Here is a 24571-nt window from a genome sequence, read left to right on the forward strand (position 1 = left end):
GGTGTCCTTGCGGCGGCCGGTGATGTAGACGCGGGCGCCTTCCTCGCGGAAGCGGCGGGCGGTTGCCAGACCGATGCCGCTGGTGCCGCCGGTGATCACGGCGGTCTTGCCGTCGAGCTGTCCCATGGTGGTTCTCCTTGTTCCGTTCAAACTTCAATCACCGTAGGCCCGGCAAGATGACGTGTCAACTAGTTGGGTAGGCGGGCGAACGGTGACGGTAGGGGCGACGCGTCACCGGGAGACGGCGGCCTCCAGGTTGCCCAGCACGCCCAGCTGGCCGAACAGGACGGTGCCGGACGGGTAGCAGTTGAAGGACTCGATCTTGCCCTCACGCAGCCTGAACACGTCGCAGCACGGCACCTGGATGGTCCTGCCCGTGGGGGCGATGACGCCCATGGGGGTGTTCAGCGGCCCCCGGTGCGTCCCGTTCAGGGACAGCTCCACCACCACGATGTCGCCCTGCAGGTAGACGTCGTAGAGCTCGCGGTGCATGTCGGGGAAGGCCGCGGCGTAGTTCACCACCGGCTGGCCGACGTCCTGGCCGCGGTAGGTGACACCGATCGACTGGTCGGTGAACGTGCCGTTCTCGGTGAAGCAGTCGATCCATCCGGTGATGTCCTGCACCTCGGCCACCTGGTAGGCGTTCCGGACGGACTTCTCGTTGTCGGACGACATCGGATCTCCTCTGTGCTGAGTGTGTCGGGGCAGGGCGTCGGACACCCGGTCGCACGGATCCGGCTCGCCTTGCGGTGGGGGAGGGGTGCGGTGTGGCCGTCGGCTGCCTCGCATGGCGCTGACCGGCCTCGGTAGGAACGGGCCCAGCCTAGCCAGATTGAATGACGCGTCAACCGGATCGCGGATGGGAGAGGGGCGACTATCGGCCATAGGGGAGCACGCCACGGGGAATGGCGTGCCCAGTGCTGGGCGAAGGCTTTCGCCCCTGCGTGGCGACGGTTGCCGGGAAGCCGGGCGAGTGCCTTTCGGTAGGGCGTCCGATGCATGACGGAGGCCAAGAGAGTTGACATGTCACTCATTTGCTTCTTGAATCAGCGCATGGACCGGTCGAGTCTCGTCGCGGATGAACGTCCCAGGATCGCCCTGCTCGTGGTGGACGGGGTGTCGCTGCTCGACCTCGCTTCCGCAACCGAACCGCTCGCCCGCGGCGGCCTGCCGTGCCGGTGATCGGGACGCGCACGCCGCAGATCATCGCCGACCTCGACACCCGCTGTTCGCTCGCCGATCGTCCCGCCCCCGCTACGGCCACGGTCGTTCCGCGCTCGGCCCGCTCCCTCCGCCCTGCTCCTCGCGACACATGACCGTCCCCGGCCGACCGGGCGGAACCCGGACGCCGGCGAGGGGACGGGCGCGAGCGGCAGGCTCGCTGCCGAACGTGACCGGAACCCGACGGCCGCGGAGCGGACGCACGCGCCGCGGACCCCACCGGGCGCACCCCCGAAGACGTCCCACCGGACCCACCGGACCAGCCGCCGGCTCCGTCCTACCCACCCCAGCCGCCCCACCGGTCCCCTAGGACCACTCGACCCACCAGATCCGCGGACCCACCGGACCGCGCTCTCCCAGAGGAACAACCGTGTTCAGATCACACCACCCCAAGACCACCGTCGAGACGGCCGAGGAGTCGCTTCCGGCGAGCTCGCGCCGTGGATTCCTGCGGTCGGCCGCCGTCGTCGGGGCGGCTTCCGCCGTGTCGGTCGGGCTGCCCCACAGCGCCTCGGCCGCCCAGCCGGCGTCGGTGGCGGGTCTCACCCTGCCCCCGGCCGGTCCGGACATCACCCGTTTCGATCTCCGTGTTCCGCAGAGCGCGCTGGTGGACCTGCGCCGGCGGCTGGCGGCGGCCCGGCTGCCGGAACGGGAGACCGTCGGCGACGTCTCCCAGGGTGTCCCGCTCAGCCGGCTGCGCGGCCTGGTCGAGCACTGGCGCACCGGGTACGACTGGCGCGCCCTGGAGTCCCGGCTGAACGAGGCGGGCCAGTACCGGACCCGGATCGACGACCTGGGCATCCACTTCCTGCACGTGCCGTCCAGGCACCCCGACGCCCTTCCGGTGGTCCTCAACCACGGCTGGCCGGGGTCGTTCGTGGAGTTCCTCGACACGATCGGTCCGCTCACCGACCCGACGCGCTACGGCGGCAGCGCCCGGGACGCCTTCCACGTCGTCATCCCCTCCATGCCCGGGCACGGCTTCTCCGACCGTCCCGCGCAGGCGGGATGGGACCCCGCACGCATCGCGTCCGCCTGGATCACCCTGATGGAGCGTCTGGGGTACCGCCGCTACATCGCCCAGGGTGGTGACTGGGGAGGCGCCGTCACCACCCAGATGGGCAAGCAGCGGCCGGCCGGTCTGCTCGGTGTGCACCTGAACCTGCCGGAGTTCATGCTGACCAACACGGCCCTGGGGGACGGCACGCCGGAGGAGAAGGCGGCCATCGCCCAGCAGCAGCTCTTCGCCCAGCAGTACTCGGGGTACTTCCAGGAGCAGGCCACGCGCCCGCAGACCCTGGGCTACGCCCTGGCCGATTCCCCCGTGGGGCAGGCCGCCTGGATCTTCGAGAAGTTCATCGACTGGACGGACAGCGACCACCGTCCGGAGCCGCTCCTGGGTTACGACCGCATGCTCGACGACATCAGTCTGTACTGGCTCACCAACACCGGTGCGTCGTCGGCGCGGCTCTACTGGGAGTTCTACCGGGACAACCACGAGCTGACGCGCCTCGACCTGCCGGTCGGGGTCAGCGTCTTCCCGGGCGAACTGGTGCGCACGCCGAGGGTGTGGGCGGAGAAGGCCTACGAGAACCTGGTCTACTTCAACGACGACATCGCCGCGGGCGGTCACTTCGCCGCCTTCGAACAGCCCCGTCTCTTCGTGGAGGAACTGCGGGCCTACGCCCGTCTCGTCAGGTGACCGGCGCCTGAGCGCGGGGCCCCGGCCGGGGCCCCGCCGTGCCTCTCCTTCCGGGCCGCGCGGGCGCGGTCCGAGGCCGCCGCGCCCGGCCGGTACCCGACCGGGTGACGAGCGGCGGTCCCGGATACCCGTGACACGGTCGGGAGGCGCCCACGGGCGGAGAACCGTGCGACGTGTGCCGCAGCGGCCACATGTGTGCGCGTCGTCCACGCCATGTCCCGCCCAGGCAACGGCTCGGCGCGTGCCCGCCGGGCGTCAGTCGCCGGCACGCCAGACCGGCGATCGGATGATCTGAAGGAAACGGCCTAGCCGGACGGCCGGTGCCGAGGCCCCTGGGGTGGGGCGAGGGGGCACCGGCCGTGGCCTGGCAGCCGGGCACCGCACCGTGAGTGCCGCGTCTCGGGCGCCGCACGTGTCCCGCCGACGGGAAACGGCACCCGAAAACCGGTCGCCCTCCCGGTCCGTCCCGGCCCCCCGCTCACGGATACCGGCCGGCGATGCCGATCAGCACCCGCGAGGGTGTCACCACGCGGTCACTGATCACCGCATCCGCAGGCCAGCGACCCCGCGCCACCGAGCATGCAGCACACGACCAGTCGATATCTACGGCGAATCTTTTACATCAATACCGCGTGACAGTAATTAAACTGAGCGGCAGTCAACGCCAGCCCCGGGGGACAAGCCGCCAGTGAACCGCCAAGCATTGAAAAAGCTCCTCAAAGACCGCCGCGCGCTCATATCCCCCGAATCACACGGACTGACCCGTCCCACCGGCCGCGGGCGCCGCGCGCCCGGTCTGTCGCAGGGTCAGGTCGACGAACTGCTCGGCTACTCCGACCGTACCTACCAGCGCCTGGAATCCGGCAACTACCACCATCCCCCGGTCGACCTGCTCCGCGACGTCGCGCGCCTGTACGGCATGAACGAGCAGGAGTGGATCAGTCTGTGCCGGTACGCCCGCGGCGAGGACCCGCCAGGCCCGCTCTACGACACCTCCGGCCACGCCCTGCCCGCCGCCTGGGCCGACGCCGTCGCCGGCATCACCCACCCCGCGTACGTCACCGACGCCTCCTGGAACCTCGTCACCTGCAACGACCACTTCCACGCCCTGTTCGACAGCGGCCGGGCACCGGCCAACACCATGCGCTGGATGCTGCTGGACGGACGTGACCAGCTCCTCGACTGGGCCACGGCGTGGGCGCCGCTGGTGATGCCCCAGCTCCAGGCCGCGCTCGCCCAGCGCGCAGACGACAAGGTCCTCCGGCAGATCGAGGCGGACGTCCTCGCCGACCCCCTGGCCCAGCCCCTGTACGAGAAGGGCGGGGCCTCCATCCACCCCGACGGCGACGAGCGTCCGATCCGTCACGCGGTCGAGGGGCCGGGGTGGGTGACGATGTGTGTGGCGCAGCCGCTCGCGGCGCCCGGGTCCCGGTGCATGATCCTCGTATTCCGGCCGGGGCCGCGTCGGGCCAGGAGCCGACCGCGTATGTTGAAAGCCGAGGAGAACGGCATGAACGCCTGAATTTGCCCGCCTTTGGTGCGCGGCCAGGCAGCATTTCGGGGACGGCCAAGGAAACAAACCGGCCAATTTTGCCGTACCTTGACTTAATCAGGTCGCAGCGCCTTCAGGGGGGAACCCATGCCTGCTCATATCGCCCGGCCCACCACCGTCCTCGCCCCACACAAAATCACCACAACCGAGATAGCCGACGACATTCGCGTCCACCACCCGCACCATCCCCGGCTCGGCGCGATCCTCCGCGTCCTCGGCAACTGCGGCGTCGAAACCCGCTATTTCACCCAGCCCTTGGACTCGCCCACCGTCAACGGCACCGCGGAGGTGGGCGACCGCGCCGCCCGCGCCTTCGCGGACGGCCTCGCCCTGGCCGAACAGGCCGCCCGCGCCACCCTCGACCGGTACGGGCTCCAGCCCGGCGAGATCACCGGCCTCATCACCACCCACGCCACCGGCTGGGCCGTCCCGAACCTCGACGTCCACCTGGTCGAGCGGCTCGGGCTGCGGCCCACCGTCCGGCGTACCGCCCTGACGACCACCGCCTGCGCCGGCGGCGCCCACGCCCTGATCCGAGCCGTGGAACAGGCCCTCCTCCACCCCGGATCCCGCGTCCTCGTCGTCGCCGCCGAAGTGCTGTCCACCGCCTACAACCACGCCGACACCAAGATCGAGCACATGATCTACAAAGCGCTGTTCGGCGACAGCGGAGCCGCCACCGTCGTCTCCAGCGACCCCCTCGGCCCCGGCCTCGCCGTCGACGCCGACGGGCTGTTCGAGTACGTCCTCCCGGACAGCCTCACCATGTACGCCGGCCGCATCGACAGCACGGGTCTGCACTTCGACAGCACCAAACAGGCGGCCGGCGGCGCGAGACACGTCATGCCCGCCGTCACCGGCTGGCTCGCCGGCCGCACCGTCGACGTGCCCGTCATCCACCCCGGTTCCAGGCCCATCATCCTCGACACGGCCGACGCCCTCGGCCTCACCGGGACCGACGCCCGCCACTCCCTCGACACCCTCTCCGAAGAGGGCAACCTGGGTGGCGTGTCGGTCCTCCGGGTCCTCGAACGCACCCATGGCGAGCCCCCGGCCGACGGCGAGAGCGCGCTGGTGGTCGCCTACGGCCCGGGATTCTCCGTCTCCGCCCTGCGGGGCACCTGGCAGAACTAGGGCCTCTCGCTTGGATCATGCCAGACCCCGCTCCCTGATCCGGCCTGATCCGAACGAAAGACCCCAGCCGACGGCAACGGCCGGGGCCGCCGGCGCGGGCCCGGCCGTTGCCAGGACGGGTGTCAGCGGCGCAGTGCCGCCAGGTTGCGGTAGCCGATGGCCGCGTGCTCCAGGGACTGGGCCGGGTTGGCCGTGCTCGGGGCGTTGTCCTGCTCGACCATCGGGTTGTGGTAATTGCGGTGGCCCACGCGGGAGAAGAACGTCGTGTAGTCGATGACCCCGGTGCCGAACGGGACCATGTCGTACCCCATCCCGTTCGTCGTGTTCACGACGCCGTCCTTGGCGTGGAAGAGCGGGTACCGCTTGTCGTGGCAGGTGACCAGGCCCGCCGGGTCGAAGACGTCCGTGCGCGTGGAGCCGTCGTGGGCGGTGTAGGCGCGGAACTTGTACTGGGCCACGTGCGCCCAGAAGACGTCCATCTCCAGCCAGACCACCTTGGGGTCGGTGACGGACAGGAAGTACTCCAGCTTGCGGACGCCGGAGCTGCGGGTCGGCCTGCCCTGGGCGTCCAGCGGGCCGCCGTCCAGCAGGAAGTCGTAGGCGGCGTCGTGGTTGTGGGTGTACAGCTTCAGGCCCGCGCGGCGGGCGATCTCCCCGAGGGCGTTCCACTTGTCGGCGGCCACGTCCCAGTCCGCCTTGTAGCGGCTGCTGGTGGGGTCGGCGCCGGTGCCCACGTGCGCCATGCCGAGGATGTTCGCGATCTCCAGGTGCTTCTGGAAAGTGTCCAGATCGCCGCTGGTCAACGGCCAGGAACCGGGGATGAAGCCGTGGTTGCCCTGGGCGCGCAGGCCGGCGTCGTCGAGCCAGCGGCGCAGCAGCTTCGCACCCTGGACGGACTCCAGGTTCGCCCCGCCGGGCGCGTTGGCGTGCTGGCCGTAGCCGGCGAACTCCACCTGGCGGTAGCCGAAGCGGGCCAGCTGCTCGAACACGGCGCGGAAGCCGGACGGCAGCGAGGTGGACAGCGGGTCCCGGCCGATGGCGTCGCGGACGGTGTAGAGGATGATGCCGCGCTTGTCCGCGGGGACCAGGGCCTGGCCCTTGCCGCCGGCCTCGGCCTGGGGAGCGGCCTGGGGCGCCGCCTGCACGGGCGCGGCGCCGAGGACGGGGGCGGCGACGGCGCCGGCCGCGACGGCGGTGCAGGTGCTCAGGAAGCGGCGGCGGCCGATACCGAGGCTGCGGCGCAGGTCGTCGTCGGTGTGCTGGGTGTTGTTCACGGGTGCCTCTCTCTGGACGGGTCGTCGGCGGTGAGACCGGCGAGGTGCAGCAGGAGCGGTTTCACGTCGGTGGCCGCGACGCGGTCGCCGACGGCGCGGGGGGTGGAGCACAGCAGGAGCGGACCGTCGTCGTCGCTCGCGGGGAGGCGGCCGTGGCTGCCCCGGATCGGTGAGGGGTCGAGGGGGACGACCGCCATGCGGTAGCGCAGGCCGAGCTTCTTGCGGGCCAGCGCCGTCGCCGCCCTGACCTTCACATAGGGGTCCTCGGGGTCCATGAACAGCTCGACCGGGTCGTAGCCGGGCTTGCGGTGGATCTCCACGAGGGCCGCGAAGTCGGGGGCGCGGTCGTCGTCCAGCCAGTAGTAGTACGTGAACCAGGCGTCCGGTTCCGCGACGGCGACGAGTTCGCCGGAGCGCGGATGGTCGAGGTGGTGGGCCTTCTTGCCCTCGTCGTCCAGGAGCCGCTCGATGCCGGGCAGGCCGTCGAGGGCGGCGCGGGTGGCCGCCAGGTCCTCGGGGCGGCGGACGTACACATGGGCGATCTGGTGGTCGGCCACCGCGAAGGCGCGGGACGCCATCGGGTCCAGGTACTCCATGCCGTCCTGGGTGTGGACCTCCAGCAGGCCGGCGCGGCGCAGGGCGCGGTTGATGTCGACGGGCCGGCTCACCGGGGTGATGCCGTACTCGGACAGCACCACGACGGTACGGCCCTCCGCGCGCGCGTCGTCCAGCAGCGGGGCCAGGGCCGCGTCGAGGTCGGCGGCGGCCTTCAGGGAGCGCGGGTCGTCCGGGCCGTGGCGCTGCAGGTCGTAGTCGAGGTGCGGGAGGTAACAGAGCGTCAGGTCGGGTTGCCGGGTGCGCAGGACGTGCCGGGTGGCGTCGATGATCCACTGGCTGGAGACCAGGTCGGCGCCCGGGCCCCAGAAACGGAACAGCGGGAACGTGCCGAACCTGTCGGTGAGTTCGTCGTGCAGGGCCGGTGGCCGGGTGTAGCAGTCGGGTTCCTTGCGGCCGTCGGCGTAGTAGACGGGCCGCGGGGTGACGGTGATGTCGGTGTCGGCACCCATCGCGTACCACCAGCAGATGTTGGCGACCGTGTAGCCGGGGTGGACGCGGCGGGCGGCGTCCCACAGCTTGTCCCCGGCGACCAGCCCGTTGTGCTGGCGCCACAGCAGGACCTCGCCGAGCTCCCGGAAGTACCAGCCGTTGCCGACGATGCCGTGCTCGGCGGGGAGCGTGCCGGTGAGGAAGGTGGACTGGGCGGCACAGGTGACCGCCGGCAGCACGGTACCGAGGTGTGCCTGGGAACCCGCGGCGGCGAGGGCCTTCAGACGGGGCATGTGCGTGAGGAGGCGGGGGGTGAGGCCGACCACGTCGAGGACGAGGAGCGGGGTGGGGGTCCGCTCGGTCATGGCAGCTCCTTCAGGCCCAGGTCGGTCAACAGGTCGCGCGCGAGGGCAAGTTCGGCGGCGATGCCGTCGGCGAGCCGGTCCCGGCCGCGCGGGCGCAGGGCGGGCGGGAGCGCCTGCCAGGTGTACGTCTCGACCTCCAGGTGCCGGGTGAGCGGGCGCGGCCCGCCGACGAGCCGGGCGAGGGCCGTGCGGAGCACGGGGAGGGTGCTGGTCAGCGGCGCGGTGGGGGACGCGTGCAGCGGGACGTGGAAATGGGCGCGCCAGGGCGCGTCCGCCGGCAGCGGGCCGCCGGCCAGGGCCTCCGGCAGGTCGTCGGTGCCGTGCACCCCGGTGTCGGTGAGCGCGCGGGTCTGGTGCAGGAAGCGCGGCTCCGCGAAGCCGGCGAGGGCGGAACGTACCTCGGGCCGCCCGGGGTGCTCGGCGTGCAGCGCGGCCGACAGCTGTGCCTTCACCACCGGCACCGGGGACGCGGCGAGCGCGTCCAGCGCGGCCTCGGGATCCTCGAACGAGGTGGCCAGGTGGCAGGTGTCGACGCAGACGCCGACGCGGGGATGGCCGACGGAGCCGAGCGGTGCCAGGGCGTCCGCCGTGGTCTCGACGATGCAGCCCGGCTCCGGTTCCAGGCCGACGCGGACCGAGCGGCCGGTCAGCTCCGCCAGCGAGTCCAGGCGCTGCCCGAGGGTGCGCAGGGCCGCCCGTCCGGCGTCGGCGCGGTCGGCGGTCCAGGTGGTGCGCCAGCCGAGCGGCAGGGTGGAGACGCTGCCCTCGGTGACGTCGTCGGGCAGTAGCGCGGCGAGGACACGGGCGAGCGCGGTGGTGTACTCCAGACGCGCACGGTCCGCCCAGTCAGGCTGGTACACCCGGTACTTGACCTCGTCGGCGCCGAAGCCCTCGTAGGGGAAGCCGTTGAGGGTGACGACCTCCAGACCGCGCCGGTCGAGTTCCCGCCGCAGGGCGCGCAGCGCGGACGGGTCGGTGTCCACCGCCCGGGCCGCGTCATGGGCGAGCCACAGGCCGATGCCGAGCCGGTCGCGGCCGAGCCGGCGCCGGACGGGCTCGCAGTGGTCGCGCAGCTGGGCGAGGACGCCGTCGAGGGTCTCGGCGGGGTGGACGTTGGTGCAGTAGGCGAGGTGGACGGTCGTACCGTCCGGGTGGCGGAAGCGCATCGCTCACTCCCCGCCGCGCAGCAGGGAGTTGCCCTCGTGGGTGGCCTCGGGCGGGACGACCTCCAGCTCCAGCCGGCCGCTCATGCCGTAGAACGCGACCGGGTTGCGCCACAGCACCCGGTCGACGTCGTCCTCGGTGAAGCCCTCGGCCAGCATCAGGTCGGCCACCCGGCGGGTCTTCAGCGGGTCGCTACGGCCCCAGTCGGCGGCCGAGTTCACCAGCACCTTCTCGGGGCCGTAGGCGCGCAGGATCGCCACCATCCGCCGCTCGTCCATCTTGGTGTCGGGGTAGACGGAGAAACCGAGCCAGCAGCCGCTGTCCTTCGCCTCCCGCACGGTCGTCTCGTTGAGGTGGTCGACCAGGACCCGGTCGACGGGCAGGACGGACTCGCGGACGACGTCGAGCGTGCGGCGCAGACCGGCGAGCTTGTCACGGTGCGGGGTGTGCACCAGCGCGGGCAGCCCGTGGTCCGCGGCGAGCTGGAGCTGGGCGGCGAGGGCCTTGTCCTCTGCCGGGGTCATCGCGTCGTACCCGATCTCGCCCACCGCGACGACCTGGTCCTTGACGAGGTAGCGCGGCAGCTCGTCCAGGACGGGGGCGCAGCGCGGGTCGTTGGCCTCCTTCGGGTTCAGGGCGAGCGTGCAGTGGTGGGCGATGCCGTACTGCGCGGCGCGGAACGGCTCCCAGCCCAGCAGCGAGTCGAAGTAGTCGAGGAAGGAGGCGGGGGAGGTGCGGGGCTGGCCCAGCCAGAACGACGGTTCGACCACCGCGCGGACACCCGCGTCGCGCATGGCCTCGTAGTCGTCCGTGGTCCGGGACGTCATGTGGATGTGCGGGTCGAACAGGCGCATCAGGAGACCTCCTTGCCGGGCTCCGCGGTGGCGTGGGCGAGCACGCGGTACAGGCCGTCGGGGACGGGGCGGCCGGCCGCGGTGCGCTCGGCCGCGAAGTCGGTGAGCATGCGGGCGAGTTCGGCGTCGCCGCGGGCCCGCTCGGGGAGACCGGCCACCGCCTCGACGGGGACGCCGGTGAACAGGCACTTCAGTACGGCCTGCCGCCAGCCGTGGGCGTCGAGATGGCGGGCCGCGTACGGACCCACGGCGGCGGCGAGCAGCCGGGTGTCGTTCGTGCGCAGGGCGTCCTCGACCAGGGGGAGCGCGTTCGGGCCGGGGACGAGGTGGGGCAGGGCGAGCAGCACGGCCCGCCGTTCGGCGGCGGTGCCCTGCCGGTAGACGCGGGTGACGGCGGCGAGGTCGGCGCGGGCCGTGCACAGGATCAGGACACGGGCGGCGTCGGCGTGCCGGCTGCCGCAGCGCCGGCCGGCCTCGGCCAGCCGCAGCTCCCAGGCGGAGATCGGGCCGTGTCCGCCGGGGTGGTCGGCGGCCTCGGCCAGTGCTCCGCGCAGCCAGGCGCGCGCGGGCGGTTCGAGGTGGGTTTCGAGGTGGTCGCGCAGCGCGTCGGGCGAGGGCGCCGCGGCGGCGGTCGGACGGGTCACGGGGTGCTCCCTTCGTGCACGGTGGCCGGGGTGCGGGCGGTCGCGCGGCGCAGGAACGGCAGGGAGGCGGCGGCGTGGTGCGGGCCGGCGTGGGAGTGGCGGGGCAGCTCCACGACCGTCAGGCCCCGGTAACCGGTGGCCGCGAGCGCCGCGAGGACGGGCGGGAAGTCGATCTCGCCCTCGCCGAACGGGAGGTGGTCGTGCACGCCCCGCCGCATGTCCTCGATCTGCACGTGCCGCAGCCAGGGCGCGGCGGCGCGTACGCAGTCGGCGGGCGGCAGCGGCTCCAGGCACTGGCAGTGGCCGATGTCGAGGGTGAGGCCGAGCGCGGGCGGGTCGCCGAGGAGGCGGCGCAGGTGGTGGAAGTCGGCGAGGGTCGCGAGGAGGTGGCCGGGTTCGGGCTCGACGGCGAGGGGAACGCCGGCGGACTCGGCGGCGTCGAGGACGGGGGAGAGGGAGACGGCGAGCCGCTCCCAAGCGGGGGCCGGGCCCGGATCGGTCGGCGGAACGATTCCGCTGAAGCAGTGCACGGCCGTGGCACCGAGGTCGGCGGCCACCCGCACCGCCCGCAGCAGCAGATCCACGCGCCGGGCGCGGGCCTCGGGGTCCGGGTCCAGCAGCGAGGGGCCGTGTTTGCGGCGCGGGTCGAGGACGTACCGGGCGCCGGTCTCCACGGCCACGTCCAGCCCCAGCCCGGCCAGGCGCCGGGCCACCCGCCGGGTACGGCCGGCGAGGCCGGGGGCGAGCGGGTCGAGATGCATGTGGTCGAGGGTCAGCCCGACACCGTCGTAGCCGAGGTCGGCCAGCAGGGCGAGGGCGTCGTCCAGCCGGAGATCGGCGAGACCGTTGGTGCCGTAGCCGAAGCGCAGGGGGTTCACGCGGGGCTCCCTTCCACGACTGGCGGTCCCATGAGCCGCGCCGCCCCTCCCTCGCCGACCGGTCCCGGAGCCGTGGTGCGGACGGCGGTGACGCCGGCTGCGGGGGCGCTGCCGGTCGAGCGGGTGGTCGGCGGGCCGGGGGGTTGCGGTGACGGTGACCGTGGCGGCGGAGCCGGTGCGGGCGGTGGCGGTGTCGGCGCCGGGTGGGTGGGGGTCGGGTTCATGTGACGCTCACCCTTCTCGCCGTGCGGGCGGCCAGTGGGCCGAGGGCCGCCGTACCGGGGCGGTGGTGTCGGTTCGGGTGCGGGTGCTTCCGACCGTGTGGGTGGCCGGCGGGCCGGGGGCGCCGTGGGCCGGGCGGTGGCGGTGTCGGCGCCGGGTGGGTGCGGGTCGGGTTCATGTGACGCTCACCCTTCTCGCCGTGCGGGCGGCCAGTGGGCCGAGGGCCGCCGTGAACAGGGCGGTCCCACCGGCTCCGGCGCGGGCGGCGAGGGCGGCCTGGAGGGGGATCGTGGCGCGGATGCCGGCGCCGACCGCGCGCTGGGTGAGCGGGGGTGACGGGTTGAGGGAGGCGTGGAGGTAGGGGCGGGCCGCGGTCCCGGCGTAGCCGAGGGCGAGCGCGGTGGTGAGCGCGCGGCCGGGGAGCAGCCGGGTCACGGCGGCGGTGGCGGCCAGCGCGGCGAGCGGGGCGAGCGGGGAGCCGCCGCGGGTCTCCTGGCGCGAGACGGCCGTGACCGCGAGCGTGTGGGTGCCGAGCAGGGCCGCCGACGGCAGGGCCGGCCGGACGCTTCCGGACCCGGCGGCGGCGCCGAGCAGCAGGTCCAGGGCGCGGGCGGCGGCCATCGCGGCCGGGCCCGCCGGGGTCCGCTTGAGCAGGAGGTCGTACGACCACACGGTGGCGGCGAGCGGGGCGGCGACCGCCAGCGCCGGGCGCCCCGCGCGGGCGGCCAGGGCCAGTCCGGTGGCCGTGAGGGCACAGGCCGCGGTGAGGGCGGCGGCGGGGCGCACCCTGCCGGACGGCAGGGGCCGGTGCGGGCGCTCCACCGCGTCCTCGGCGCGGTCGGCCCAGTCGTTCAGTGCCATCCCGGCCTCGTACAGGCACACCGACGAACCGATGGCGAGCAGGCTCGCGCGCCCCGGGCGGGCGCCCGCGGCCGCCGCTCCGGCGAGCGCGTCCCCGGGAACGGTGAACAGCGCGGGCAGCCGCAGCAGTTCGGCCCACGCCCGCAGCCGGCCACCGGGCCGCGGCCGACCGGGGGAGTAGGGGACCCGGCCGCGCGCCCGCCGCGTCACCGGCCCGCCGGGCTGATACGCGACGCGGTCGTCCGGCTCGCTCGGCGCGGGCTCTGGCCCGCCGGTCTCGTGCGGGGCGCGGCCGTGCGGTTCCCTCTCCGCCGTCCCGCCCGGTGCGCGTGGCGTGCTCGGTGTCCCCGCGCCCGGTTCGCGGGGCACGCGACCGCGCGGCCCGCCCGGGGCCGGGATGCCGTCTCGGGTGTCCCGGCCGGGGACGGGGCGGCGGCTCACGCGGCGTCTCCCAGTTCGCGGGCGAAGCGCACGAGCGCGGTGTACTGGTCGGCCAGGGCGGCCGGGGCGCTGCCCACCGGGTCCTTGAAGTAGAAGGACAGGGCGGTGAGCGGGCCGGCGCGGCCGGTCTCGTGGGCGCGGGCCGTCAGGCGGGCCAGGTCCAGGACGAGGGGCGCCGCCAGGGCCGAGTCGCAGCCCTGCCAGATGGTCTGCAGGACCATGCGGGTGCCGAGGAAGCCGTCGAAGGCGATGTGGTCCCACGCGGTCTTCCAGTCGCCGAGCGCCGGTACGTCGTCGATGTGGACCTCGCCCTCGGGGACCGTGCCGAGGGTGTCGGCGAGGACACGCTCCTTGCCGGCGTTCTTCGCCGCGGCGGCGGCCGGGTCGGCGAGCGCGGCGCCGTCCCCGCCCCCGAGGAGGTTGGTCCCGGACCAGGCCCGCACGGCGAGCGCCCGCTGGGCGAACATCGGGCCGAGCGCGCTCCGCAGCAGCGTCTGCCCGGTCTTGCCGTCCCGGCCGGCGTACGGCAGCCCGCCGGCGGCCGCGAGGCCGGCGAGCGCGGGGTGGTGCAGCCCGGTCGAGGGGGTGAAGTTGACGTACGGGCAGCCGGCGCGTATGGCGGCCGCCGCGTAGAGGGAGCTGGGCGGCAGGTCCGTACCGGTCGCGGCCGGTTCCGTGGAGGCGACGTTCACCACCACCGCACGGGCCAGACCGTGCCGTCGTACGAAGTCGCGCAGGTCCGCGGCGAAGGCGGTGATCAGCTCCTCCGCGGTGCGGGTGTCGCCGGGAAGGGGGCCGCCGGCCTTGATCTCCCGGTCCGCGGCGGCGAGTTCGGCGGCGACGGCCGTGGGGAGGCCGGGTGGGAGGACCCCGCCGGCGGCGAGCTGTTCGGCCCGCTTGGGCAGGGGGCAGTCGGTGGTGTCATGGCCGCCGAAGACCAGGGCCGACAGCGCGGGCAGGCCGCTGCCCGCGAACGCCGGGCCCTCGGTGACCAGGCCCGTCGGCGGGTGCAGGCCCGCCGTCAGCGCGGCGCAGCCCGCGACGACGCTGGTGGCGACGGAGCCGCGGGCGCCGATCAGCCAGACGCCGACACGCGGGGAACGGGCGGGGGGCGCGGACATGGGCAGCCTCCTTGTCGAGCGCGGACACCGGGAGCGGTGGGGGATGACGCCGTGCGTGGGGGGTTCGGGCGTGCGGAGGTGGTGACGGCGGGCGGGAGTCCGGCGTCTCCCGCCCGCCGCCGTTCAGTGGCCCTTGGCGGGCAGTTCCCTGATCCGGATGTCGCGGAAGGACACCTCGTCACCGGCGCCGTGGTTCTGGATGCCGATGTGCCCGTCGGTGAGGCTCCGGGCCGGATCGGTGTTGGTGAAATCGTTGATCTTCACGCCGTTGAGCCAGATCCGCAGGCGTTCGCCCTCGACCCGGATCTCGTACGTGTTCCACTCCCCCGGCGGGTTCAGCGCACGGTCGCGCTTCTTCAGGTCGGCGGAGCGGAAGCCGTAGACGGACCCGGTGGTCTTCTCCGGGACGTCGGTGGCGTCGATCTGGATCTCGTAGCCGTTGTCCACGGCCGACCACGGGTCGTCCGAGGGCGGGAAGCCCACGAACACGCCCGAGTTGTCGTCGCCGGCCGCCTTCCAGTCGAGCTTCAGGGAGTACGACCCGAAGCTCCGCCCGGCGTACCAGAGCAGGCCCATCCCGCCGGACGAGGTGAGCGTGCCGTCGTCGGACAGGGTGAAGGAGCCGGGGCTCGCCTGCCGCCAGCCGTCGAGGGAGTCACCGTCGAACAGGCTGGTGTACCCGTTCTCCGGACGGCAGTCGGCCTGGGCGGCGCCGATCGCGTACCGGATGCCGCCCAGCAGGTGCCGGCGGAACTCCGGGTCCGCGTAGGACTCCTTGGTGTGGCCGCCGCCGGTGTAGAAGGCCCGGCCGCCCTGGTACTCCTGGCACCAGGCGATCGGATGGTCGCCGTTCATGGTGCCGCCGGTGTACGACGACTCGTCGAGCGAGGCGAGGACGTGGGCCCGCTCCCGGGGGTTGGAGCGGTAGTTGTACCACTCGTCGGTCCGGTTCCAGGTCCGTGCCAGCCCCGAGGTCGCCGGGTGGGCGCGGTCCTCGACCCGCACGGTGGCCGGCTGGATCGCCGGGTGCGACTGGAAGTACGCGCCGGCGAGGCCGCCGTAGAACGCCCAGTCGTACTCGGTGTCGGCCGCCGCGTGGACGCCGACGTAGCCACCGCCGTGGTGGACGTAGTCCTCGAACGCCGCCTGCTGGGCGCTGTCGAGGACGTCCCCGGTGGTCGACAGAAACACCACGGCGTCGTAGCGCCGCAGGGTGGACCGGGTGAAGGCGCCCGCGTCCTCGGTGGCGTCGACCGTGAAGCCGCCGCTCGCGCCGAGCTGCCGCAGCGCGGCGACGCCCTCGGGGATCGAGTCGTGCCGGAAGCCGGCCGTCTTGGAGAAGACCAGCACCCGCTTGGTGCCGTCCGTGCCGTCCGTGCCGTGTGACGCGGCCGGTGCCGCGGCGCAGCCGAGGAGCAGCGCGGCCGTCGCGACGGCGGTCACTGTGCGCATGTGCCGTTCCTCTCAGCCGGTGGTGAAGGTGAAGTCGTCGACGTCGAACAGGGCTCCGTTGCCGCCCTTGAACACCAGGTAGAGGGTGGTGGTGCCGCGCGGGGCGCGGGACAGGTCGGCCTGGACGTCCTGGAAGGTCTCCCAGCCGCCGGTCACCGGCACGGTCGCCTTGCCGAGCAGGGTGCCGCCCGCCGAGCCGGCCCGGACCTCCAGGGTGCCGCCCGCGCCGCCGGAGGAGACGCGTGCGGTGATCTTCTCGGCGTTCGCCAGGACGTACGGCGTGAAGGAGATCCAGTCGCCGTTGTCGATGTCACCGACGGTCTTGCCGCCGTGCGCCGTCTCCTTGGCGATCACCGAGACGCCGGAGCTGTCGCCGAAGTGCTCGGCCTGGCGGTGGCGGGGCTGGAGGACGCTCTGGTCGTGCGAGGTGAGCGCGGCCTGGCCGCCGCCGCCGTTGTCGGTGTACTCGGCGTTCAGCACGCCGAAGATGTTGGCGTCCTCGTCGTGGCCGCCGTCGGCGCTGGTCTGGATGGTGCCGGTGCAGCCGGTGGCCGAGGTGAGCGGGTGGCCGTGGGTGTCGTGGCCGAGGACGAAGGTGACCTTGACCTTGGCGCAGTCGATCCGGCGGCCGTCCTCGGGGTCGGTCACCTTCACGGTGAAGGGGACGGCGTCACCGAAGCTGAACAGCTGCCCGTCCTTCGGGGTCTGGAGCACCACCGTGGGCGCGGTGTTGCCGACGACGATCTGCACGCTGGCGCCGCCGGTGCGGCCCGAGGGGTCCTTCGCGGTCACGGTCGCCGTGTAGGTGCCGTTCTTGCGGTAGGTGTGGGCGGGGTTCGCGTCGGCCGACCGCGTGCCGTCGCCGAAGTCCCAGCTGTAGGTGAGCGCGTCGCCGTCCTGGTCGCTCGTGCCCTGTGAGGAGAACTGGACCTTCAGCGGCGCCTGGCCGGAGGTGCGGCTCGCCGCGGCCTGGGCGACGGGCGAGTGGCCGTCGGTGGCGTTCTCGATGCGGTACAGCGCCGAGTTCTCGTCGCCGCCGAACCAGGAGACGCCGTAGTCCAGGACGTACAGCGCGCCGTCGGGCCCGAACGCCATGTCCATCACCTGGGTGCCGGTCCAGGGCACGCTGTTGATGGACCGCACGGTGCCGTCCGCGTCGCTGGTGATGCGCTTGATCCAGCGGCGGCCGAACTCACCGGCGAAGAAGTCGCCGTCGTAGGCCTCGGGGAACTTGACCGGCGAGTCGAGCGCGGGGTCGTAGTGGTAGACGGGGCCGCCCATCGGGGACTCGGAGCCGTCACCGAACTCGGGCACGGAGGGGCCGTTGTAGGGGATCCAGGCGGGCTGGGCCGGCGGCAGGTCGGTCAGGCCGGTGTTGTGCGGGGAGGTGTTCTTCGGCGCGGAGCAGTCGAAGGAGGCACCGGAGGTCCTGGTCGCGAAGTCGTAGTCGACGTAGGCGTCGTTGGCGCCGGTGCAGTACGGCCAGCCGAAGTTGCCCGGCTTGGTCACCCGGGCGAACTCGACCTGTCCGGCCGGGCCGCGCTTCGGGTCGGCGGCGCCGGCGTCGGGACCGTAGTCGCCGACGTAGAGGATGCCGGTCTCCTTGTCGACGCTGAACCGGAACGGGTTGCGGAAGCCCATCGCGTAGATCTCGGGCCGGGTCTTGTCGGTCCCGGGCGGGAAGAGGTTGCCGTCGGGGATCGAGTAGGAGCCGTCGGCGTTGACCTTGATGCGCAGGATCTTGCCGCGCAGGTCGTTGGTGTTGCCGGAGGTGCGCTGGGCGTCGAAGCCGGGGTTGCGGTCCGCGCGCTCGTCGATCGGGGTGTAGCCGTCCGACTGGAAGGGGTTGGTGTCGTCGCCCGTCGACAGGTAGAGGTTGCCGGCCGCGTCGAAGTCGATGTCACCGCCGACGTGGCAGCACAGGCCGCGGGTGGTGGGGACGTCGAGGATCTTCTTCTCGCTGGCCGTGTCCAGGGTGCCGTCGGTGTTGAGCACGAAGCGGGAGAGGCGGTTGACGCCGTCGAAGGGGGCGAAGTCGGCGGCGGTCCCGGTCTCGGGCGCGTCGCCCGCCGGGGTGTTCAGCGGGGGCGCGTAGTAGAGGTAGATGAAACGGTTCGTCGTGAAGCCGGGGTCGACGCCGACGCCCTGCAGGCCCTCCTCGTCGTGGGAGTACACGGCGAGCTTGCCGGCGATCCTGGTGTTCCCGGCCGCGTCCGTCAGGCGCAGCTCGCCGTCACGCGAGGTGTGCAGGACCGAGCGGTCCGGGAGGACGGCGAGCGACATCGGCTCCCCGGTCTCCGCCTCGCCCTTGGCGAGGGTGACCTGCTGGAAGTCCTCGGCCGCCGCGGCCGGTTCCTGGCCGGCGACGGCTGCGCCGGCCTGGGGCGAGGTGAGGGTGAGGGTGGCGCCCGCGAGGAGCGCGCCGCCGAACAGGGCGAGCGCCTTGCGCAGGCGTGGTCTGCGGGTTCCGGTGCGGGTGGTGCGATCGTTCCCGTGCACGAAAGGCCTCCAGAGTGGGGCTGGTTGTACGGGGCGGGTGTGTACGCCGGGACGCGCCGTCGTCCCGGAGCCGTGAACCGACCGAGGTGAACGGTCAGTTCGAGAACGCCGCGTCGAACGAGGCCGACGGCGGCTCGAAGTCGTAGGCCTTCAGGCGGGCCAGGGCCTCGGGAGCGCCCTGGAGCCGGTCCATGCCGGCGTCCTCCCACTCCACGGAGACGGGCCCGCCGTAGCCGATGGACCGCAGCATCCGGAAGACGTCCTCCCAGGGCACGTCACCGTGTCCGGCCGAGACGAAGTCCCAGCCGCGGCGCGGGTCCCCCCACGGCAGGTGTGAGCCCAGGCGCCCGTTGCGGCCGTCGAGCCGCCTGCGGGCCTCCTTGCAGTCCACGTGGTAGATCCGGTCGCGGAAGTCCCACAGGAAACCGACCGGGTCCAGGTCCTGCCACACGAAGTGGGAGGGGTCGAAGTTCAGCCCGAAGGCGGGGCGGTGGCCGACCGCCTCCAGGGCGCGGTGGGTGGTCCAGTAGTCGTAGGCGATCTCGCTGGGGTGGACCTCGTGCGCGAACCGTACGCCCTCGGCGTCGAAGACGTCGAGGATCGGGTTCCAGCGGTCGGCGAAGTCCTCGTAGCCGCGCTCGATCATCGACTCGGGCGCGGGCGGGAACATGGCGACCAGGTGCCAGATCGCCGACCCGGTGAAGCCGATGACGGTGTCGACGCCGAAGGCCGCGGCGGCGCGGGCGGTGTCCTTCATCCGGTCGGCCGCGCGCCGCCGTACGCCCTCGGGGTCGCCGTCGGCCCACACCGCGTCCGGCAGGATGGCCCGGTGCCGCTCGTCGATGATGGCGTCACAGACCGCCTGGCCGACGAGGTGGTTGGAGATCGCCCAGCACTTCAGGCCGTAGGAGTCGAGGAGCTGATGCCGGGACTTCACGTAGCCGGGGTCGGCGAGGGCCTTGTCGACCTCGAAGTGGTCGCCCCAGCAGGCGAGTTCGAGGCCGTCGTAGCCGAAGTCGCGGGCGAGCCGGCAGACCTCGGCCAGGGGCAGGTCGGCCCACTGGCCGGTGAACAGCGTGAACGGGCGCGGCATGAGGGCGGCCTCCTTCAGCCCGCGACGGGCGTGTAGACGGAGTTCTTCTCGGCGCTCTCCTCCACCGCGGCCAGGACGCGCTGCACCTGGAGTCCGTCGGCGAAGGAGGGGTCGGGGCGGGTGCCCGCGGCGATGGCGTGGACCAGGTCACGGGCCTGGTGGACGAAGGTGTGCTCGTAGCCGAGGCCGTGGCCCGGCGGCCACCAGGCGTCCAGGTACGGGTGCTCGGGCTCGGTGACGAGGATGCGGCTGAAGCCCGCCTCGGCGCCGGGCCCGGTGGCGTCGTGGAACCACAGCTCGTTCAGCCGCTCCAGGTCGAAGGCGAGCGAGCCGCGCTCCCCGTTGAGTTCGATGCGCAGGGCGTTCTTGCGGCCGGTGGCGTACCGGGTGGCCTCGAAGGCGGCGAGGGCACCGGAGGCGAACCGCCCGGTGAACACGGCGGCGTCGTCCACGGTGACCGTGCCGGTGCTCACCTCCGGGGTGTCCGTCGCGGACCCGGCCGCCAGACCGTGGCTCGGGCCGCCGGGCAGCGGGCGTTCCCGGACGAAGGTCTCCGTCAGCGCCGACACCCCGGCCAGCGGCTCGCCCGCCAGGTACTGGGCGAGGTCCACGATGTGCGCGCCCAGGTCCCCGAGCGCGCCGGAGCCGGCGTGCTCCCTGCGCAGCCGCCAGGTCAGCGGGAAGGCCGGGTCGGCCAGCCAGTCCTGGAGGTACGTCACCCGGACGTGCCGCAGGGTGCCGAGCCGGCCGTCGGCGATCATCCGGCGGGCGAACGCGGTCGCCGGCACCCGGCGGTAGTTGAAGCCGACCATCGCCACCCGCCCGCGCCGGTACGCCTCTTCGGCGGCGCGCGTCATGGTCTCGGCCTCGGCGACGGTGTTCGCGAGGGGCTTCTCGCACAGCACGTGCTTGCCGGCGGCGAGCGCGGCCACCGCGATCTCGGCATGGCTGTCACCGGGGGTGCAGATGTCCACGAGGTCGACGTCGTCCCGGGCGATCAGCGCACGCCAGTCGGTCTCCACGGCGGCCCAGCCGTGCCGCTCGGCCGCCGCCCGGGCGGCGGCGCCGTCGCGTCCGCAGAGCACGGCCAGCACCGGCCGGCGGGGCAGGTCGAAGACGTGGCCCACGGTGCGCCAGCCCTGGGAGTGGGCGGCGCCCATGAAGGCGTAGCCGACCATGCCGACGCGCAGCGGCGGTCTCCCGGGACCGGGTGCCCCGTCCGGTGCGGCCTCGGGGCCGGCTGACTGCTGCGGCTGTTCCATGCGCTCGTCCTCCTCGTCGTCGGGGCGCGTTCGTCGTGGCGCGGTGGGGGGTGCGGGCGGGCCGGCTCAGCGGAAGCCGGTGGGCATGTAGCGGTCGACGTTGGTCTTGTCGACCACGGCGGAGTAGAGGGTGATGGACGCCGGGATCTCGAACTCGGCGAGACCGCCGACGCCCTTGCCCTGGCCGAGGGCGCGGGCCAGGTCGATGGCGGAGGCCGCCATGGTCGGCGGGTACAGGACGGTCGCCTTGAGCACGCCGTCGTCCTGCTTGATGGCCTGGAAGGCGGAGAGGGCCCCCGCGCCGCCGACCATCAGGAAGTCGTCCCGCCCGGCTTGCTGGATGGCGCGCAGCGCGCCCACGCCCTGGTCGTCGTCGTGGTTCCACAGGGCGTCGAACTTCCGCTGCGCCTGGAGCAGTTGGGCCATCTTGGCCTGCCCGGACTCGACGGTGAACTCGGCCGCCTGCCGGGCCACCTTCTTGATGTTCGGGTAGTTCCTCAAGGCGTCGTCGAAGCCCTGGGTGCGCTGCTTGGTCAGCTCCAGGTTGTCCAGGCCGGCGAGTTCGACGACCCGGGCGTCCGGCTTGTCCTTGAGCTTCTCGCCGATGTAGTGCCCGGCGTTGAGACCCATGCCGTAGTTGTCACCGCCGATCCAGCACCGGTAGGCCTGCGCCGAGTCGAAGATGCGGTCCAGGTTGACGACCGGGATGCCGGCGCGCATCGCCTTGAGGCCGACCTGGGTGAGGGCCTTGCCGTCGGCGGGCAGCACGACCAGGACGTCGACCTTCTTGTTGATCAGGGTCTCGATCTGGCCGATCTGCTGGGCGGTGTCGTTGGAGCCCTCGGTGATCTCCAGGGTGACGTCGGAGTACTTCTTCGCCCGGTTCTTGGCGTTGTCGTTGATGGCGTTCAGCCAGCCGTGGTCGGCCTGCGGTCCGGCGAAGCCGATGGTGACGTGCCTGCCGGGCTTGTCGTCGGCGGCCGGCTGCTCGTTCGCGGCCGTCTTCTCCTCCTTGGTCTCGTTGCTCGTGCAACCTGCGAGGAAGGCACCGGCGGAGACGGCGGCGGTCCCGAAGAGCAGTCCTCTGCGGCTCGTCAGCTGTGACATGGTGGTGAACCCTTTCCTCAGGTCGTGCTCGCGGTACGGCGCTGGACCAGGACGGCGGCGACGATGATCGCGCCCTTGGCGATCTGCTGGACGTCGCTCTGGAGGTTGTTCAGGGCGAAGATGTTCGTGATCGTCGTGAAGATCAGCACGCCGAGCACGGAGCCGGTGACGGTGCCACGACCCCCGCTGAGCAGGGTCCCGCCGATGATGGCGGCCGCGATGGCGTCGAGTTCGTACAGGTTGCCGTTGGTGTTCTGGCCGGAGCCGGAGAGCACGATCAGCAGGAAGGCGGCGATGCCGCAGCACAGCCCGGACAGCAGGTACAGGTAGAGCCGCTGGCGGCGGACGTCGATGCCGGCGAGGCGGGCCGCCTCGGCGTTGCCGCCGACGGCGACCGTGCGCCTGCCGAAGGTGGTGCGGTTGAGCAGTAGCCAGCCGAGGACCGTCACGATCGCGAACACCAGGACCAGGGGCGGGACGCCGAGCACATAGGAGTCGCGCTCACCGAGGTTCAGGATGCCGTCGACGGTCACGATCTGCGTCTTGCCGTCGGTGATCTGCAGGGCGAGTCCGCGCGCCGACGCCAGCATGGCGAGGGTGGCGATGAAGGGGACCATCCCGCCGTACGCGACGAGCAGGCCGTTGACGAGCCCGCAGCCGAGGCCGACGGCCACCGCCGTGAAGAGGATCCCGGCGAAGCCGAACTCCTGCGTGGCGAGGGTGGTCGCCCACACGGAGGCGAGGGCGACGATGGCGCCGACCGACAGGTCGATGCCGCCGGAGGTGATGACGAACGTCATGCCGACGGTGACCACGCCGATCACCGACGCCTGCGTCAGCACCAGTTGGAGGTTGCGGGTGTCGAGGAACTCGTCGGGCTTGGTGACGCCGCCGATGACGACCAGCGCGGCGAGCACCCCGAGCAGGGAGAGGGTACGCAGGTCGGCGCGGGCCGGCAGGCCGCGCCAGACGGGGAGCCGGGCCGGCGGTGTCGGTCCGGCGGTGTCCCGGGGCGGGGAGACGTGCTGCGTCATGACGCCGGGCTTCCTTCCATGACGAGGTCGAGGACTCGGTGTTCATCCAGCTCCTGGGCGGGCGCCGTGTGCACGACACGGCCCTCGCGGAGCACCAGTACGCGGTCGGCGAGGCCCAGCACCTCGGGCACCTCGCTGGAGACCAGCAGGACGGCCAGACCCTCGTCCGCCAGCCGGCGCACCACCGCGTACAGTTCGGCGCGGGCGCCGACGTCGACGCCGCGGGTGGGCTCGTCCAGCAGCAGCACCCGGCAGCCGCGCAGCAGCCAGCGGGCGAGTACGGCCTTCTGCTGGTTGCCGCCGGACAGGGTGCGCACGGGCACGTCAGGGTTGTCGGGGCGCAGCGACAGCTCCCGGGTCGCCGCCCGCGCGGCGCCGCGCTCGCCGCGCCGGTCGATCCAGCCGCCCCGGGAGAAGCGGGACAGGGAGGACACCGACACGTTCCGCGTGACGGACTCCAGCATCAGCAGCGCCTGCGCCTTGCGCTCCTCGGGCGCGAGCCCTATCCCGGCCCGTACGGCGGCACGGACGCTCCCCGTGCGCAACCGGCGGCCGTCGACGACGACTTCACCGGAAGTGGGCCGGCGTGCCCCGTAGACGGTCTCCAGGATCTCCGAGCGTCCCGAGCCGACCAGCCCGGCGAGCCCGACGACCTCACCCGGGCGCAGATCGAGGTCGAACGGCGCGAACTCCCCGTCCCGGGCGAGGCCCCGCACCTGGAGGACGGGCTCGGCCTTAGGCGCCCGGGCGGGCCGCTCGGGGAAGACGTACTCCACGGTGCGGCCCGTCATCAGGGCGACGACGTCCCGGGTCGGCGTGGTCTTCGCGGGCAGCCCGCTGGCGACGGCCCGGCCGTCCTTGAGCACGGTCACCCGGTCGCCGATGCGCCGGATCTCCTCCAGGCGGTGCGAGATGTAGACGACGGCGACCCCGTCGGCGGTGAGATCGCCGACGATGCGGAAGAGGTTGTCGACCTCGTCGGGGTCGAGCGCGGCGGACGGCTCGTCCATCACGATGAGCCGTACGTCGTGGGACAGGGCCCGTGCCATGGACACGATCTGCTGCTGGGCCGCCGACAGCTCCCCGACCAGACGGGCCGGATCGATCTCGGGATGACCGAGCCGCTTCAGCAGCGCCGCCGTCGCCGCGCGTGCGGCCTTTCCGCGGACGACGAACCCGGCGGCCGTCGGCTCGTGGCCGAGGTGGACGTTCTCCGCCACCGACAGGTGTTCCACCAGGTCGAGTTCCTGGTAGATGGTGGCGACGCCGAGGCGCATGGCCGCGATCGGGGAGCGCAGGGTGACCGGCTCGCCGCGCCAGTGGATGCTGCCGCCGTCGGGCTGGTGGGCGCCGGCCAGCACCTTGATGAGCGTGGACTTCCCGGCGCCGTTCTGGCCGAGCAGGCAGTGCACCTCCCCGGCCTGGACGTCGAGGTCGACGCCGTCCAGAGCGCGGACTCCGGGGAACGACTTGGTGATCCCGGACATGCTGAGCAGCGGTGGTTCTGGTGCCATGTGAGTCCCCTCGGCGGGCGTGCGGACCGGTGTCAGGGCGTAGCGGGGCGAGCACCCTGCGGCCAGGGAGCGGCGTTACACGAGTAAGCGGGGTGGTGCGGCGGTGCGGGGGATGGGTCGCTGGTGCGGG

Annotated in this window: 21 protein-coding genes; 4 read left to right on the top strand and 17 right to left on the bottom strand. The window is 73.0% G+C overall.

The window, feature by feature from the left end; all coding sequences use genetic code 11:
* Both AB0946_RS40540 and AB0946_RS40545 read right to left on the bottom strand, forming a co-directional pair.
* On the bottom strand, positions 1–126 hold a 126-nt coding region (locus AB0946_RS40540), incomplete at its 3' end, for an SDR family NAD(P)-dependent oxidoreductase (protein ID WP_366765776.1).
* Between the two features lie 105 nt (positions 127–231).
* Complete coding sequence (locus AB0946_RS40545) at positions 232–675, bottom strand: nuclear transport factor 2 family protein (protein ID WP_366765752.1); 444 nt, start codon at positions 673–675, stop codon at positions 232–234.
* Positions 676–1053: 378 nt separating this feature from the next.
* On the opposite strand from AB0946_RS40545, the gene AB0946_RS40550 reads away from it, so the two are divergent.
* The 4 genes from AB0946_RS40550 to AB0946_RS40565 all read left to right on the top strand — a co-directional run bounded on the left by AB0946_RS40550 (position 1054) and on the right by AB0946_RS40565 (position 5609).
* On the top strand, positions 1054–1182 hold the full coding sequence (locus tag AB0946_RS40550) for a hypothetical protein (RefSeq protein ID WP_366765753.1): 129 nt from the start codon (positions 1054–1056) through the stop codon (positions 1180–1182).
* Between the two features lie 523 nt (positions 1183–1705).
* On the top strand, positions 1706–2923 hold the full coding sequence (locus AB0946_RS40555) for an epoxide hydrolase (protein ID WP_366765777.1): 1218 nt from the start codon (positions 1706–1708) through the stop codon (positions 2921–2923).
* Between the two features lie 688 nt (positions 2924–3611).
* Entirely contained in the window at positions 3612–4445 is an 834-nt protein-coding gene (locus tag AB0946_RS40560) for a helix-turn-helix domain-containing protein (RefSeq protein ID WP_366765754.1), read from the top strand.
* A gap of 117 nt (positions 4446–4562) precedes the next feature.
* A complete protein-coding gene (locus tag AB0946_RS40565) occupies positions 4563–5609 on the top strand; it encodes a PhlD (protein WP_366765755.1) in 1047 nt (348 codons plus the stop codon).
* A gap of 122 nt (positions 5610–5731) precedes the next feature.
* Here the strand turns inward: AB0946_RS40565 and AB0946_RS40570 are convergent, their stop codons facing one another.
* From AB0946_RS40570 to AB0946_RS40640, 15 genes are all read right to left on the bottom strand, one after another.
* Entirely contained in the window at positions 5732–6883 is a 1152-nt protein-coding gene (locus tag AB0946_RS40570; RefSeq protein WP_366765756.1) for a sugar phosphate isomerase/epimerase family protein, read from the bottom strand.
* A complete protein-coding gene (locus tag AB0946_RS40575) occupies positions 6880–8295 on the bottom strand; it encodes a nucleotide pyrophosphatase/phosphodiesterase family protein (RefSeq protein WP_366765757.1) in 1416 nt (471 codons plus the stop codon). Before AB0946_RS40575 ends, AB0946_RS40570 begins: the two co-directional genes overlap by 4 nt.
* Entirely contained in the window at positions 8292–9461 is a 1170-nt protein-coding gene (gene eboE / locus AB0946_RS40580; RefSeq protein ID WP_366765758.1) for a metabolite traffic protein EboE, read from the bottom strand. Before eboE ends, AB0946_RS40575 begins: the two co-directional genes overlap by 4 nt.
* A 3-nt stretch (positions 9462–9464) precedes the next feature.
* Positions 9465–10313, bottom strand: a complete 849-nt coding sequence (locus AB0946_RS40585; RefSeq protein WP_366765760.1) for a TatD family hydrolase — start codon at positions 10311–10313, stop codon at positions 9465–9467.
* Positions 10313–10957 (bottom strand): EboA domain-containing protein, encoded by a 645-nt coding sequence (locus tag AB0946_RS40590; protein ID WP_366765761.1) that lies wholly within the window; start codon positions 10955–10957, stop codon positions 10313–10315. Before AB0946_RS40590 ends, AB0946_RS40585 begins: the two co-directional genes overlap by 1 nt.
* Complete coding sequence (locus AB0946_RS40595) at positions 10954–11835, bottom strand: sugar phosphate isomerase/epimerase family protein (protein ID WP_366765762.1); 882 nt, start codon at positions 11833–11835, stop codon at positions 10954–10956. The genes AB0946_RS40590 and AB0946_RS40595 overlap by 4 nt, the downstream gene beginning before the upstream one ends.
* 396 nt (positions 11836–12231) lie before the next feature.
* Positions 12232–13065 (bottom strand): SCO3242 family prenyltransferase, encoded by an 834-nt coding sequence (locus AB0946_RS40600; RefSeq protein WP_366765778.1) that lies wholly within the window; start codon positions 13063–13065, stop codon positions 12232–12234.
* Between the two features lie 290 nt (positions 13066–13355).
* The gene (locus AB0946_RS40605; RefSeq protein ID WP_366765763.1) at positions 13356–14480 is read right to left on the bottom strand and encodes an inositol-3-phosphate synthase; all 1125 of its coding nucleotides are present in this window, start codon (positions 14478–14480) and stop codon (positions 13356–13358) included.
* A gap of 123 nt (positions 14481–14603) precedes the next feature.
* Positions 14604–15932, bottom strand: a complete 1329-nt coding sequence (locus tag AB0946_RS40610) for a ThuA domain-containing protein (RefSeq protein WP_366765764.1) — start codon at positions 15930–15932, stop codon at positions 14604–14606.
* Between the two features lie 12 nt (positions 15933–15944).
* Entirely contained in the window at positions 15945–18431 is a 2487-nt protein-coding gene (locus tag AB0946_RS40615; protein WP_366765765.1) for a PQQ-dependent sugar dehydrogenase, read from the bottom strand.
* A gap of 94 nt (positions 18432–18525) precedes the next feature.
* Positions 18526–19524 (bottom strand): sugar phosphate isomerase/epimerase family protein, encoded by a 999-nt coding sequence (locus tag AB0946_RS40620; protein ID WP_366765766.1) that lies wholly within the window; start codon positions 19522–19524, stop codon positions 18526–18528.
* Between the two features lie 14 nt (positions 19525–19538).
* A complete protein-coding gene (locus AB0946_RS40625) occupies positions 19539–20786 on the bottom strand; it encodes a Gfo/Idh/MocA family oxidoreductase (RefSeq protein WP_366765767.1) in 1248 nt (415 codons plus the stop codon).
* Between the two features lie 66 nt (positions 20787–20852).
* The gene (locus AB0946_RS40630; RefSeq protein WP_366765768.1) at positions 20853–21893 is read right to left on the bottom strand and encodes a substrate-binding domain-containing protein; all 1041 of its coding nucleotides are present in this window, start codon (positions 21891–21893) and stop codon (positions 20853–20855) included.
* 17 nt (positions 21894–21910) lie between these two features.
* Positions 21911–22927, bottom strand: a complete 1017-nt coding sequence (locus AB0946_RS40635) for an ABC transporter permease (protein WP_366765769.1) — start codon at positions 22925–22927, stop codon at positions 21911–21913.
* Positions 22924–24441, bottom strand: coding sequence for a sugar ABC transporter ATP-binding protein (locus AB0946_RS40640; protein WP_366765770.1), 1518 nt, complete (start codon positions 24439–24441; stop codon positions 22924–22926). Before AB0946_RS40640 ends, AB0946_RS40635 begins: the two co-directional genes overlap by 4 nt.
* Positions 24442–24571 lie beyond the last annotated feature (130 nt).

Origin of the sequence: Streptomyces sp. NPDC046870 (genome assembly GCF_040704595.1) — a bacterium.
In the GTDB taxonomy this organism is placed as follows: Bacteria; Actinomycetota; Actinomycetes; order Streptomycetales; family Streptomycetaceae; genus Streptomyces; species Streptomyces argyrophylli.

Bases quoted from the DNA above. Each gene is read 5' to 3' on its own strand.
- AB0946_RS40545 (WP_366765752.1), bottom strand. From the start codon at position 675: ATGTCGTCCGACAACGAGAAGTCCGTCCGGAACGCCTACCAGGTGGCC.
- AB0946_RS40550 (WP_366765753.1), top strand. From the start codon at position 1,054: ATGGACCGGTCGAGTCTCGTCGCGGATGAACGTCCCAGGATCGCCCTG.
- AB0946_RS40565 (WP_366765755.1), top strand. From the start codon at position 4,563: ATGCCTGCTCATATCGCCCGGCCCACCACCGTCCTCGCCCCACACAAA.
- AB0946_RS40575 (WP_366765757.1), bottom strand. From the start codon at position 8,295: ATGACCGAGCGGACCCCCACCCCGCTCCTCGTCCTCGACGTGGTCGGC.
- eboE (WP_366765758.1), bottom strand. From the start codon at position 9,461: ATGCGCTTCCGCCACCCGGACGGTACGACCGTCCACCTCGCCTACTGC.
- AB0946_RS40585 (WP_366765760.1), bottom strand. From the start codon at position 10,313: ATGCGCCTGTTCGACCCGCACATCCACATGACGTCCCGGACCACGGAC.
- AB0946_RS40605 (WP_366765763.1), bottom strand. From the start codon at position 14,480: ATGTCCGCGCCCCCCGCCCGTTCCCCGCGTGTCGGCGTCTGGCTGATC.
- AB0946_RS40610 (WP_366765764.1), bottom strand. From the start codon at position 15,932: ATGCGCACAGTGACCGCCGTCGCGACGGCCGCGCTGCTCCTCGGCTGC.
- AB0946_RS40620 (WP_366765766.1), bottom strand. From the start codon at position 19,524: ATGCCGCGCCCGTTCACGCTGTTCACCGGCCAGTGGGCCGACCTGCCC.
- AB0946_RS40625 (WP_366765767.1), bottom strand. From the start codon at position 20,786: ATGGAACAGCCGCAGCAGTCAGCCGGCCCCGAGGCCGCACCGGACGGG.
- AB0946_RS40630 (WP_366765768.1), bottom strand. From the start codon at position 21,893: ATGTCACAGCTGACGAGCCGCAGAGGACTGCTCTTCGGGACCGCCGCC.
- AB0946_RS40635 (WP_366765769.1), bottom strand. From the start codon at position 22,927: ATGACGCAGCACGTCTCCCCGCCCCGGGACACCGCCGGACCGACACCG.
- AB0946_RS40640 (WP_366765770.1), bottom strand. From the start codon at position 24,441: ATGGCACCAGAACCACCGCTGCTCAGCATGTCCGGGATCACCAAGTCG.